Source organism: Pseudomonas sp. S2_H01 (assembly GCF_054668305.1).
In genome coordinates, this window is sequence record NZ_CP162756.1 from 6,680,580 (window position 1) to 6,693,839 (window position 13,260).

Genomic DNA, 13,260 nt, shown 5'->3' on the forward strand with positions numbered 1-13,260 from the left:
CCCATGAAACTGCTGCGCTACGGTCAACCTGGCAAAGAACGCCCGGCCCTGCTGGACAAGGACGGCGGCATCCGCGACCTGTCGGAATTCATCGACGACGTCTCGGGTCCGGTCCTGAGCCCGGAACGCATCGCGACGCTCAAAGCACTGGACCCTGCCAGCCTGCCATTGGTCGACGGCACCCCCCGCATCGGCCCTTGCGTGGCTCAGGTCGGCAAATTCATCTGCATCGGCCTGAACTACGCCGACCATGCCGCTGAGACCGGGGCGGACATTCCCAAAGAGCCGATCATTTTCAACAAGTGGACCAGCGCCATCGTCGGTCCCAACGACAACGTGGAAATCCCGCGCAACTCGAAGAAGACCGACTGGGAAGTCGAACTCGGCGTGGTCATCGGCAAGGGCGGACGCTACATCGACGAAGCCAATGCGATGGAGCATGTGGTCGGCTACTGCGTGATCAACGACGTGTCCGAGCGTGAATTCCAGATCGAGCGCGGCGGCACCTGGGACAAAGGCAAGGGCTGCGACACCTTCGGCCCCATGGGACCCTGGCTGGTGACCAAGGACGAAATTGCCGACCCGCATCAGCTCAACCTGTGGCTGGAAGTGGACGGCAAGCGTTACCAGAACGGCAGCACCCGCACGATGATTTTCCAGATCCCGAAACTGGTCAGCTACCTCAGCCAGTTCATGAGCCTGCAACCGGGCGACGTGATTTCCACCGGCACACCACCGGGCGTGGGTCTGGGCATCAAGCCGGAGCCAGTGTTTCTGCGCGCGGGCCAGCGCATGCGTCTGGGCATCGAAGGTCTGGGCGAACAGGAGCAACTGACGGTCGATGCCTGAACACCCTGGGACTGAACGCCCAATCCCCTGTAGGAGCCGGCTTGCTGGCGAACCGGGCTTGTCAGTCAAGTGGATACTCACTGACCGACCGCCTTCGCCAGCCAGCCGGCTCCTGCAATCGGGGGGTGTTTACCCGGTTGTGGCTCAGTCCCACACGTAAAGGTTTCAACGAACGTTGCACTGTCCAAAAACAATTCCAACGGGACCCGCCATGACCACCATCACCGCCCTGCGCGTTGAAGACATTCGTTTCCCCACGTCGCAGTCGCTGGACGGCTCCGACGCGATGAACCCCGACCCTGACTACTCGGCGGCGTACGTCATTCTTGAAACCGATCACCCCACCCTGCAAGGCCATGGCCTGACGTTCACCATCGGTCGCGGCAACGAGATCTGCTGCGCGGCGATCAAGGCCCTGTCGGGCGTCATGGTCGGCCTGAAGCTTGAGTGGATCGCCGAGGACATGGGCCGTTTCTGGCGCCACGTCACCAGCGACAGCCAGTTGCGCTGGATCGGCCCGGACAAGGGTGCGATTCATCTGGCGACTGGCGCCGTGGTCAACGCCACCTGGGACCTGTGGGCCAAATCCGAAGGCAAACCGGTGTGGCAACTGGTGGCCGACATGAGCCCCGAGCAACTGGTGCGCTGCATCGATTTTCGCTACATCACCGACTGCATCACCCCGGACGAAGCGCTGGCCTTGCTCCGCGACCGCGCCCAAGGCAAAGCCGAGCGCTTGCAGTCGCTGAAAGCCGAGGGTTACCCCTGCTACACCACGTCGGCCGGATGGCTAGGCTACCCCGACGACAAGCTGCGTCGACTGTGCCAGGTAGCCGTCGACGGCGGCTTCTCGCACATCAAGCTCAAGGTCGGCCGCGACCTGCAGGATGACATTCGTCGCGTGCGCATCGCCCGCGAAGTCCTGGGGCCGGACCGTCATCTGATGATCGACGCCAACCAGGTCTGGGAAGTGGATGCTGCCATCGACTGGGTGCGCGAGTTGTCGTTCGCCAAGCCGTGGTTCATTGAAGAACCGACCAGCCCGGATGACGTCGAGGGCCATCGCAAGATCCGTCTCGGCGTCTCCCCGGTCAAAGTGGCGACCGGTGAAATGTGCCAGAACCGCATCGTCTTCAAGCAACTGATCATGCGCGAAGCCATTGACGTGGTGCAGATCGACGCCTGCCGTCTGGGTGGGGTCAACGAGGTGCTGGCCGTGATGCTGATGGCCGCCAAGTACCACCTGCCAGTGTGCCCGCATGCCGGAGGCGTCGGGTTGTGCGAGTACGTGCAGCACCTGTCGATGATCGACTACCTGTGCCTGGCCGGCACCCACGAAGGCCGCGTGGTGGAGTTCGTCGATCACCTGCATGAACACTTCGAAGACCCGTGCGTGATTCGCGATGCCGCGTACATGCCGCCGACCGCGCCGGGGTTTTCGATCCAGATGAAAGAAGCGTCGCGCAAGCAGTATGCCTATCGCGGGTGACCCCCCGCTGCGACGAGAAGACTCAGCGCCCCTGTGGGAGCGAATTCATTCGCGAAAAATCTTTCTGCCGACAGAGATGTTTGATCCGGACGGCCAATCGCGAATGAATTCGCTCCCACAGGGGGATAGCGTCGGACCCGCAACAACGGACGGAGTACAACAACAATGTCGTCCCAGGAAACACGTCATTCGGCAGCCACGTTACGCGTGGACGCCCATCAGCACTTCTGGCGCTACCGTGCGCAGGATTACCCGTGGATCGGCGATCGACACGGCGCCCTGCGACGTGACTTCCTGCCGGAGGATGTGAAGCCGCTGCTCGACCAGCACGGCATCGCGGGCTGCATCGCCGTGCAGGCGCGCCACAGCCTCGACGAGACTGACACCTTGCTCGCCCTCGCCGCCCAACACCCATGGATCCTCGGCGTGGTCGGCTGGGTCGACCTGCGCGCCCCGGACCTTGAGCGGCAACTGGAACGGCGGGCCGAGTCCGAGAAGCTGGTCGGCCTCCGCCACCTGGTTCAGGACGAACCCTCGCCTTCGCTGTTCATGCAAGACCCGTCATTCGCCCGGGGCGTGCGTCTGCTGCAGGCCCGCGGCCTGACGTATGACCTGTTGATCAAGGACGCCGACCTCCAGGCCGCCGCTGGCTTCTGCCAACGTCACGACGAGCACACCATCGTTCTCGATCATCTCGGCAAACCGGACGTTTCCCGAGAAGACCCCATCGCCTGGGCCGACCGGATCGCCCCGCTCGCCGCGCTGCCCCACGTCAGTTGCAAGCTGTCAGGCCTCATCACCGAAGCCGACTGGCAGCAATGGCGACCCGTCGAGCTGTTGCCGTACTTGTACCTTGCGCTGGAGCTGTTTGGCCCGCAGCGGCTGATGTTTGGCTCCGACTGGCCGGTGTGCCAGCTGGCCGGCACCTACAGCGACGTTCATCGCCTGTTCGAATCCGCCCTTCGCGAACTGTCCGCCGACGAACAGGCGGCGATTCGCGGCGGCAACGCCATTCGCCTTTATGGCCTGAAAGGAAACTGCCCATGAACCTGCATCTGCAAAACAAAGTCATTATCGTCACTGGCGGCGGCTCCGGCATCGGCGCGGCCATTTCCCTGGGGCTGGCAGAGGAAGGCGCGATCCCGGTGATCTTCGCCAACCAGCCGTTGCCCGCCGAACTCGCGGCCGAGCTGGACCGACGCCAGCCGCAGAGCGTGTTCCTGCAAGTGGAACTGCGCGACGAAGCCGGTTGTGCTGCCGCCGTCAGCAAAGTCCTCGAACGCTTCGGGCGCATCGACGGACTGGTGAACAATGCCGGGGTCAACGACAACGTTGGCCTGGAGGCCGGCCGCAGCGCGTTCATCGAATCGCTGGAAAAAAACCTGATCCACTATTACCTCATGACCCATTTGTGCGTCGACGCGCTGAAGGCCAGTCAGGGCGCCATCGTCAATATCGGCTCGAAAACCGCGCTCACCGGGCAAGGCGGCACCAGCGGCTACACCGCGTCCAAAGGCGCGCAACTGTCGCTGACCCGCGAGTGGGCCGCGTCGTTGCTCGACGACGGCGTGCGGGTCAACGCAGTGATTCCCGCAGAGGTCATGACCCCGCTGTATGAGCGCTGGATTTCAAGCTTCGACGACCCCAAGGCGAAGCTTGAGAAGATCGTCGAGAAGATCCCGCTCGGCCAGCGCATGACCACCCCGACCGAGATCGCCGACAGCGTGTTGTTCCTGCTGTCCTCACGCGCCTCGCACACCACCGGGCAATGGCTGGTGGTGGACGGCGGTTACACCCATCTCGACCGGGCACTGACATGAGCCGACAACGCTACTGCCTGGCGCTGGACCTGGTCGACGACCCCGCATTGATCGCCGAATACGAACGACTGCACCAGCGCATCTGGCCCGAGATCGCCGATCACCTGCGCGGTGTCGGCGTGCTCGACATGCAGATCTGGCGACTCGGCACGCGGCTGTTCATGGTCATGGAAACTGCGGCGAATTTCAGTGCCCAGGCGATGGACAACGCCTCGGCCGAGAACCCCAAGGTGCAGGAATGGGAAGACCTGATGTGGGCCTTCCAGAAACCGACGCCGTGGACGGAACCGGGCAACAAGTGGCAGGCGATGGCACGGATTTTCAGCCTGGCGGAACAGCCTCGATAACCCGGCTCCCCCGGAGAAATACATCCCCCTGTGGAAGCGAATTTTTTCCGCGAGAGGCCGGTGCAGCCAAACACGCGCTTGCCCGCGATGGGTTGTGTCAGGTTTGCATGTGCTGACTGACACGACGCTATCGCGGGCAAGCGCGCTCCTACAGGTCAAGCGTTTTGCAGCGGCCGTACACGTTACGGCTTCGCAATGTCCGTACGACTCACTGCCGGTGACGCTTTTGGCAGTGTCGCGCGCAACTTCGTCACCTGCGCTGCACCCACCGCCGGCGCCCGGTTGCCCCAACTGCTGCGGATGAACGTGAGCAGTTGCGCCACTTCTTCATCCGACAGTCGCCAAGCGAAGCCAGGCATGCCCAGTTCCGAAGGGGCGGTCTGCGTGGCCGGCAGCTTGCTGCCCGCCAACACCAGGCGAATCATCGACACCGGGTCCTGCGCCAGCACCGAAGAGTTGCCCGCAATCTTCGGGAACACGCGGTCATCGCCCTGACCGTTGGTGCGGTGACAGGCTGCGCAGTTGTCGACGTAAAGCTCAGCGCCGCGACTGCCTTCCTGCCCCGCTGCCAGCGCCTTGGCCGTTGTCGGATCAGCCTCGAAGCTCGACACCTGTTCCTTGGTCGGCGGCAGGCTCTTCAAGTACGCGGCGACAGCGTGCAGGTCGGCGTCGTTGAGGTGCTGAGTGCTGTGCACCACCACATCGCCCATCGCTCCCCCCAAGACCGCGTGCTGGGTGTTACGCGCGCTGTGCAACGTGGCGACGATGTCGTCAGGGGTCCAGCGCCCCAGTCCATCGGCCGGATTCCCGCGCAGGTTCACCGCCAGCCAGCCGTCGATCACCGGACCGCCCGACAGGTACTCGGCGCCGGACTCGTCCAGCGCTTTCTCCTGCAAGGTCAAGGCACGGGGCGTGTGGCAACTGCCGCAGTGTCCCAGCCCCTGCACCAGATAAGCACCGCGGGCGATCTGCGGGTCTTTGTAGCGACCGGCATCGAAGGCAACCGACTGCGGCGCGGGGGCGAAGGTTTTGCGCCAGATCGCCAACGGCCAGCGCATCGACAACGGCCAAGGCACCTCGTTGGCACGGTTCTCGGCGTAGACCGGCGCGACGCCCTGCATGAAGTAGGCGTACATCGCCCGCAGGTCGTCATCGCTGATTCGCGCATAGGCGGGATAGGGCATCGCCGGGTACAGGCTGCTGCCATTGGCCGCGATGCCGTGGCGAACGGCCCGGTCGAAGTCTTGCAGCGAATAATTGCCGATGCCCGAGGCCTTGTCAGGCGTGATGTTGCTGCTGTACAGCGTGCCGATTGGCGAGGCGATCGGCAGCCCGCCCGCGAACGGCTTGCCGCCTGTTGCCGTATGGCACGCGGTGCAATCGCCCGCGTCGGCCAGGTAGCGGCCTTTTTCGATCAGCGCGGCCTGATCGGCGTCGCTGGCGGCGGCGAGCGTCGGCGTGGTGGTCGGCCAGAAAGCGACGATCAGCAGCACGACGAGCACCACAACGGCCAGTGAAACCAGGCTCAAGAGAAGCTTTTTCATGGTCGTCTCTCCTTATGCCTGAACCAGCGGGCCAGGGTTTTTCAGGTATTGCTCGCGAATGGCCTTGGCAGACCAGTACGCCAGCGCGCCCACCATGCCGGTCGGGTTGTAGCCGTTGTTCTGCGGGAACGCGTTGGCACCGATGGCGAACACGTTGTGCACGTCCCACGATTGCAAGTAACGGTTCAGTGCCGACGTCTTCGGGTCGCTGCCCATGATCGCGCCGCCACAGGTGTGGGTGCTCTGATACTTGGTGATGTTGTAGTGCTCGCCCGGTTTCTTCGCGTCACCGGCCAAGGCCGTCGGGTTGAGGATCTTCGACATCTCCAGCGCCTTGCCGACCAGAAACTGCGAGGCTTTCACTTCGTTGTCGTGCCAGTCGAAGGTCATGCGCAACAGTGGCCGACCGAAGCCGTCCTTGTAGGTCGGATCGAGGCTCAGGTAATGCTGCTTGTACGACATGCAGGCACCCTGCACCTCGAAATAGAACGAGTGGCGAAACGCATCGCTGGCGGCTTGTTTCCAGGCCGTGCCCCAGTTCGGCGTACCCGGCGGCACGTTGATTCCGCGCACCGGACCCGCGCCCGGCTGCCGCGCCCAGATGATGCCGCCACCGACGAAGCCGGCCTTGGCGTTGTCCAGCTGGTTGCCGTTGAGGTTGTCCATGGTGGTCCCGGCGCCGCCAATCCCGATGAATTGATTCGCTTGCACGTCCTTGTTGAAGAACAGCACCACGCGGTTGAGGTTCTGGTACGAATAATTGCGCCCGACCGTGCCCTCGCCCGTTTGCGGATCGTAGGGTTTGCCGATGCCGGAGAGCAGCATCAGGTGCACGTTGTACAGCGAGAACGCACACAACAATACGAGGTCTGCCTGTTGTTCGACCTCACGGCCTTGAGCGTCGAGATAAGTCACGCCCGTGGCCTTCTTGCCGTCGCTGTCCAGATTGACCTTGAGCACTTGCGCGTGGGTGCGCAGTTCGAAGTTCTTGCGCTGGCGCAGCACCGGCAGAATGCTGATGTTCGGACTGGCCTTGGAGTAGTTCAGGCAACCGTAGTCACTGCAGAAACCACAGGCATTGCACGGCCCCATCTGGCAACCGTAGGGGTTGACGTAAGGCGCGGACGCGTTGGACGCCGGGATCGGATACGGGTCCCAGCCCATCTCGCGGGCGCCCTTGTAAAACATCTCGGCGCCGAGGTAATTCGGGTTAGGGCCCAACGGGAATTCGCGGGAGCGCGAGCCCTCGAACGGGTTGCCACCCGCCTGCTTGACGCCCTTGATGATCCCGCCCTTGCCGGAGGTCCCGCAGACGTATTCGAAGTGATCGAAGTGCGGCTCCAGGTCCTCGTAAGTGACCGGGAAGTCCTGAATGCTCATGTCCGAGGGAATAAATGAGGCGCCGTAACGCTGCTCGACGTTGCTGCGCAGCTTGAAGTCTTCCGGCAAGGCGCGGAAATGGCAGCCGGACCAGTGACTGCCTGCGCCGCCAACGCCCGTGCCGGGTTTGAAGGAGCCCATCTGGCGATACGGCACGGCAGTGGAAGTCAGGTTGTGCCGCGCGGTAACGGTTTCTTGCGACAGGCTTTGCAGATAGCGGCGATGCACCGAGCCTTCGAGCTCATCGACCACTTTCGGGTATGCGAAATCGGGTTGTGTGTCACGGTCGGCGCCACGTTCCAGCACTACCACGTGCAGTCCGGCGTCGGTCAATTCCTTGGCCAGAATCGCGCCAGTCCAGCCCATGCCGACGATTACGGCGTCTACTTTCGGTTTTACGTTCGCCATGTTCAGCCCCTCCGTCCGGCCAGATCAACGGGCGGTAACGGGTACGGCTTGTCGCGCACCGTGACCCAGTCCATGTAATCGGCGCGCATGCCGGGGTAACCGATCATTTTCCAGGCGCCCATGTTCTTGTTGCCGCCGTGGGACGGGTCGGCGAAATAACCGTTACGCACCTCGTTCAGCAAATTGGTGAAAAACAGCTTCGAAGAAATGTCGTCCAGCGCCAGCTTGCCGGCCTCCGCAGCCTTGAGCAGCTCTTCCTGTTGCGGATGGGACAATTCGGCGAATGCCTTGCCAGAAAAGGTTTTCTTGCAGCTGGTGTCCATGGCCTTGATGCCGATGCGCAGGGTCTCGCGCAGGTTCAAGCGGCCCTGATAACCGAATTCCGGGGCGGCTTCCAGGAACGGCCCCTGCATGTACCAGATACCGCCGTTGGCGTAGGGCGTCTGCATGTGACGGTCAAGGAACTCGGGCACACCGAGTTCCACGGCGCCTGGGCCGACGTGGTCGGACGGAATCAAACGGTCGCAGGCGGCGAACACGAACGCCCATTCTTCGGGGGTGAAGAAGGTCGGTTTGTAGTCACCGGCAGACGAAACTGGCGCTGCGGAGGCACCCTGACTGGCATCGCTCGCCGGGGTCTGGGCGAACGTACTGGAAGGAAGGCCTGCGCTGGCCAGCGTTACGACGGGAATAAGCGTCAGCGACTTGCGTAGAAAATCGCGACGGGCCGGGGAGGTGTCGTCATCGAACATCTTTCACTTCTCCTGAGACTGAACACGGGTGTGCTTCATTTTTCTTGTGTTTTCTTCTTATGTTGCTCCGGGCGCTGCGGAGCCTTGCAGCCGAGCACCCGGAACATCGATTGCCTGCTAATCATTACCTAGCTAAGCATTCGGACGTCATTCAACCCGCTTTAGCCGCACCGTGCTATGGGCGCTGCAGGGTTAAACGTTTCATCAGATCTTGAACTGACGCACTAGCGCGCTGAGGTTGCCACCCAGCGCTGACACGTCGCGCATGGTGCGGGCGCTTTGCTCGGTCTCTTCGGCGAGGTTCTCTACAGCACCGGCAATCTGGTGCACGCTGCGGTTGATCTCTTCGGCGACCGAGGTCTGTTCTTCAGCGGCACTGGCAATCTGTGCGTTCATCGCGTTGATGGTGCCGATCAGGCCGGAGATGGAGTCCAGCGAGACACCGACTTCATTGGTCTGCTGGTTGGCGCCCTCGCCCGCTTCAGTGGAACGACGCATGGCGGCGACCGAAGCATGGGTGCCTGTTTCCAGACGGGTGATCATGCCCTGGATTTCCTGGGTGCTCTGCTGCGTGCGACTGGCCAGCGCGCGAACTTCATCGGCAACCACGGCAAAACCACGTCCGGCCTCACCGGCCCGCGCAGCTTCGATAGCGGCGTTGAGCGCCAGCAGGTTGGTCTGCTCGGCAATCGAGCGAATCACGTCCAGCACCGAAACGATCGAACGTACGTCCTGTTGCAGACTGTCCAGGCTGTTGCCACTGAGTCGGATGTCGGCGACCAGCGAACTCATGCCAGTGATGCTGTTGCCCACGACCTTGCGGGCGGCCTGGCCTTGCTGATCCGTTTCAGAAGCGGCTTGGGCGGCACGTTGCGCACTGAGGGCCACTTCCTGCGCGGCCGCTGACATTTCGTGAATGGCCGTGGCGACCTGATCGGTTTCTTCACGCTGGCGTTGCATGGTCTGCTCGGAACGCAGGGTCTGCTGCGTGGCCTGATCCACCAGACCGGCGAGGTCAGTGGTCATCTGAGCGATCTGCCTTACCATGCCGTGGATCTTGTCGACGAACAGGTTGAACGAGACCGCCAGATCACCCAGTTCATCGCGGCTGGTGACGACCAGACGATGGGTCAGGTCGCCGTCACCGGCGGCGATGTCGTCCAGGTTGGACTTGAGAACACGCAGCGGACGCACGATGCCGTTGGCGGTCCAGATCCCGGCGGCGGCGGTCACCAGCAACAGAATCAGGGTAACAACGAAGACACTGGCAAGAATGCTGCGGGTACGACCGGTGACTGCTTCCTGTTCCAGCGCCATGGACGCGTCAATGTCGTCCATGTTGATCGCGCTGCCGAGCACCATGTCCCATTTGTCGAGGTACACGGTGTAGCCCAGCTTAGGCACCTGCACCGCTTCGTCGCCCGGCTTGGGCGCGGCGTAGTCGATGTAGTGTTTACCGTTCTTCGCCACTTCCACGAAGGTCTGGTAGTGATAGGAGCCATCGGGATCGCGAGTGTCCCAGAAGCTCTTGCCGACGCCCGCCGGGCTGTCGCTGCGGAAGACCCGCACACCCTTGGTGTCGTACCCGAAGAAGTAACCGTCCTCGCCGTATTTCATCGGCTTGAGCAACTCCAGGGCTTTGTCCCGCGCGGTCATGTCACCGGCTGCGGATGCGTCGTGCAGCGGTTTGATCGTGGTCAGCGCCACGTCGACATAATTCTTCAGCACCTGGCGGTTGCGCTCCACCAGTTGCTCGCGGGTATCCTTCATTTCCTGATCGGCGCTGCGCTGCAACATCCACGACGCCAAACCACTGAGAATCAGGGCGAACAGCAGCGCGGGAATGATGGCAAGACAGAGCAGCTTGCTCTTGACGGTCAGCTTCATGAGACAAATCACCTCCTGGTCGTGTGGTCTTCCCCTATCGGCCGGTGATCATACAACTTGAAACATTTTGATAGCAATTTGACGTCAAATAGCCGCCACTTAACCTTTCAGGCGATGCCGTGAGGGTCTGAACATCACAATTCGCGTAGCGATAGCGCTGAGCCGACCATTGGTCGGGTCGGTCGACAGAGAAGTGGGCAGCTTTCGCAGACGGCCAGCCCGCCGACCCGATAACGCACGCAGCAGACCCGCCGTTGACGCTTCAAATCCACCTGTCCCGCAACCTTGATGTACTGCACGGGTTGATACAGCCGGTTGCGACGGCCGTCCGGAAGATCAACTGCATTCAGCAGGTCGTGGCCATGGCTCAGGTCGGCCTGCGGGATGGCGCTGGCGAGCACGCCCAGCAGCCATTCGAAGTAATTGCCGGCGTTGCTCCAAAGGACCTTGGGGGACAAGCGCGTGAAGATTGCCACAGTGTCGATGAAGGGACGCAGGTGGCCTTCGGTCAGCTCACCGAAACGCTGGAAGGTGTCGGTTGGCGCAAGGGCCCAGCGCTGGCCGGGATCCGGCAGTTTGAAGCCGAGCGGCATCCCCTGCTCGTCCAGCATCACCTGGAGTTGCTCAAGCCGCAGCGGCAGGCGGTGATTGAGCATCAATGACGCCGCCACCACTGGCGGGATCAGTTTGGTGAAGTAGTACTTGGACCAGATCGAGGCCAGACCTCGCCGGTCGCTGCCGGGATACTGCGCGCCGAACCGGTTCAATACCGAACTGAACACCTCGGGCGTGAGCAGCGTGCGCAGTGGCACGGCAGGACGTGGGTCGTCCTCCAGCACCAAGACGTCCCGATAGTGCGCAAAGTCGGCGATGAACAACGGCGCCAGCGCGGGGATCATCGCCTGATTCCCTTGGCGGGCGCCGCGTGTTCTGACGGGCTACTGATGAGCCTGACGCCGCGCCAGCACCCGCAATCCCTGCTCCAGCGCCGGGAACAGGCTGTTGTTGAAATTGTTCCAGCGCAGTTCGAGGATCGTGTTGTCCGGCGCAATCGGCGTATCCAGCACGTCGAAAATCACCTCGCCGGAATCGATACCGTTGTCGACGTAATGGAACGATGCGCCGGTCATGTTCACCACCGGGATGTCGACGGTTTCGCGGGTCGACCAGTCGATCACCTTTTTGCCCTTCGCGCCGTACAGCGCATCGAGGGTGGCGTAGGCGCCGCGACGCTCATAAGGCGACTCAAGTCGGGTGATGCCTGGATGGACGTTGACGACACGACGGTGGAAATCCGCGCCGGGGCGCACCAGTTCATCGAGGATCACCAGCAACCCGTCGAGCACCACGATGTCGGCTTCCAGTGCGTGCAGACGCTCGCCCAGACGCCGCTCGAAGTCGGACTTGCCCGCTGGCCGCTGACTGTCGCCCAGCGGCAGCGCGCGGTAGGTCGAGGGCACGTTTTCCAACAATTCATTCACCAGACGGCCCTGCACCTTCAGGTCCGCCGGGTAGAACCAGTGCTCGCCCTGCCCCGGCGCAAAACCGTATTCCTTGATGCTTTCCCGGTCACGGGCCGATGCCGGGTTGTCGTCGCAGATGACCGCTTCCAACGCGTAGTGGTCACCCAATGGCGTGTCGTTCAGCGCCTGGACCAAGTGCTCCAGCGGCGACTTCATGTAGCGTTTTTCACCGTGGTAATCGACGTATTGACCGGCTTTATCCGCCGCGCCGTTACGCAGCGACCAGACGTAAACAAGTTTGTTTTTTTGCATGGGTTTCGAACTCATTTGGGAGTGAACAGCGTGTCGCCATTGACGCCTTCGGCCATGGCAACCACCACTTTTCGCTCACCGCTGAAGGGTTTGCGCGAGTGGGCGACGAGCATGTTGTCGAGCATCAGCACATCGCCGGTCTTCCAGGGGAACACCACCTCACAGTCAGCGAGCACCGCGCGAATTTCCGCCAGCGCGTCCTCTTCCAGCGGGCTGCCGTCGCCGTAGTACACGTTGCGCGGCAAGCCTTCTTCGCCGACGGTGTCCAGCAGGATCTCCTGCATGTCCGGGTCGAGATTGGAGAGATGGAACAGGTGCGCCTGGTTGAACCAGACCCAGTCGCGGGTACGCGGGTGTTGCGCCACGCCCTGCACCTGCTGACGCGTGCGCAGGTCGCCGCCTTCATTCCAGTCGCACTGGATGCCGCGCTTGCGGCAGTAGTCTTCGACGTCGCTGTGACGGTCGGTGTTGAACACCTGTTGCCAGGTCAGGTCCAGGCCATTGCCGTAGTTGCGCACGTACATCAGGCGTTTCTCTTCGAAGCGCTTGCGCAGCAAGGGGTTGATGCGCCGGAACACTTCACGGCTGTCGGCGATCGGCGTTTCGCCGCCACTGGCGGCGGCTTTGGCGCAGTAGAACCAGATGCGCATCGGCCATTCGTTGGTGTACGCCTGTTCGTTGTGCAGCGGGATCGAGCGGTGCGCCGGGTATTCGGTGGAGGTGTAGACCCCCTTTCCGTCGACCTGGCTGCGTGGCGTGGAGCCGAATTCGTAGTTGAGCAGCGGGTGTCCGAACGCCGCCGCAAATCGCTGGAAGCCTTCGATGCCGTCACTGGCAAAACCGCTGAACAGGATCGCGCCGTCGCGCTCCAGGGATTGTTCGACCACGCCGCGCAGGGCTTGAAATTCCGCAGCGAGGGAGGCGCCCGCTTGGCCTGGGTAGACCCGCAGTGGAAAACCGGCGTCGAGCTCAAGGGGGTGTGGCGTGAGCATGCTCATGTTCATGGGCA

General features: G+C 62.4%; 11 protein-coding genes and 2 pseudogenes. 5 read left to right on the plus strand and 8 right to left on the minus strand.

Going from position 1 to position 13,260, the window contains the following annotated elements; translation table 11 throughout:
- Positions 1–3 precede the first annotated feature (3 nt).
- The 5 genes from AB4N84_RS30195 to AB4N84_RS30215 all read left to right on the plus strand — a co-directional run bounded on the left by AB4N84_RS30195 (position 4) and on the right by AB4N84_RS30215 (position 4,505).
- Positions 4–849 (plus strand): fumarylacetoacetate hydrolase family protein, encoded by an 846-nt coding sequence (locus AB4N84_RS30195; RefSeq protein WP_460044654.1) that lies wholly within the window; start codon positions 4–6, stop codon positions 847–849.
- A gap of 211 nt (positions 850–1,060) precedes the next feature.
- The gene (locus AB4N84_RS30200) at positions 1,061–2,338 is read left to right on the plus strand and encodes an L-fuconate dehydratase (RefSeq protein WP_460044656.1); all 1,278 of its coding nucleotides are present in this window, start codon (positions 1,061–1,063) and stop codon (positions 2,336–2,338) included.
- A gap of 165 nt (positions 2,339–2,503) precedes the next feature.
- Complete coding sequence (locus AB4N84_RS30205) at positions 2,504–3,385, plus strand: amidohydrolase family protein (RefSeq protein WP_460044657.1); 882 nt, start codon at positions 2,504–2,506, stop codon at positions 3,383–3,385.
- Positions 3,382–4,158, plus strand: a complete 777-nt coding sequence (locus tag AB4N84_RS30210; RefSeq protein WP_460044658.1) for an L-fucose dehydrogenase — start codon at positions 3,382–3,384, stop codon at positions 4,156–4,158. Before AB4N84_RS30205 ends, AB4N84_RS30210 begins: the two co-directional genes overlap by 4 nt.
- Entirely contained in the window at positions 4,155–4,505 is a 351-nt protein-coding gene (locus tag AB4N84_RS30215; protein WP_074753460.1) for an L-rhamnose mutarotase, read from the plus strand. Before AB4N84_RS30210 ends, AB4N84_RS30215 begins: the two co-directional genes overlap by 4 nt.
- 182 nt (positions 4,506–4,687) lie before the next feature.
- Here the strand turns inward: AB4N84_RS30215 and AB4N84_RS30220 are convergent, their stop codons facing one another.
- The 8 genes and pseudogenes from AB4N84_RS30220 to AB4N84_RS30255 form a co-directional block, all read right to left on the minus strand.
- Positions 4,688–6,049: a cytochrome c gene (locus tag AB4N84_RS30220; RefSeq protein WP_460044660.1), complete on the minus strand. Its 1,362-nt coding sequence runs from the start codon at positions 6,047–6,049 to the stop codon at positions 4,688–4,690.
- Positions 6,050–6,061: 12 nt separating this feature from the next.
- Positions 6,062–7,837, minus strand: coding sequence for a GMC family oxidoreductase (locus AB4N84_RS30225; protein ID WP_460044662.1), 1,776 nt, complete (start codon positions 7,835–7,837; stop codon positions 6,062–6,064).
- A 2-nt stretch (positions 7,838–7,839) separates the two neighbouring features.
- A complete protein-coding gene (locus AB4N84_RS30230) occupies positions 7,840–8,589 on the minus strand; it encodes a gluconate 2-dehydrogenase subunit 3 family protein (RefSeq protein WP_460044664.1) in 750 nt (249 codons plus the stop codon).
- Between the two features lie 204 nt (positions 8,590–8,793).
- A pseudogene (locus tag AB4N84_RS30235) lies at positions 8,794–9,288 on the minus strand (methyl-accepting chemotaxis protein); the annotation flags it as partial.
- A 411-nt stretch (positions 9,289–9,699) separates the two neighbouring features.
- Positions 9,700–10,476 (minus strand): annotated as a pseudogene (locus AB4N84_RS30240) (cache domain-containing protein); the annotation flags it as partial.
- 134 nt (positions 10,477–10,610) lie between these two features.
- Positions 10,611–11,375 carry a siderophore-iron reductase FhuF gene (gene fhuF, locus AB4N84_RS30245; RefSeq protein ID WP_460044666.1) on the minus strand — a complete coding sequence of 255 codons (765 nt, stop codon included), beginning with the start codon at positions 11,373–11,375 and terminating at the stop codon, positions 10,611–10,613.
- 39 nt (positions 11,376–11,414) lie between these two features.
- Positions 11,415–12,251 (minus strand): N(5)-hydroxyornithine transformylase PvdF, encoded by an 837-nt coding sequence (locus tag AB4N84_RS30250; protein WP_460044667.1) that lies wholly within the window; start codon positions 12,249–12,251, stop codon positions 11,415–11,417.
- 11 nt (positions 12,252–12,262) lie between these two features.
- On the minus strand, positions 12,263–13,255 hold the full coding sequence (locus tag AB4N84_RS30255) for a TauD/TfdA family dioxygenase (RefSeq protein WP_460044668.1): 993 nt from the start codon (positions 13,253–13,255) through the stop codon (positions 12,263–12,265).
- Between the last annotated feature and the right edge of the window lie 5 nt (positions 13,256–13,260).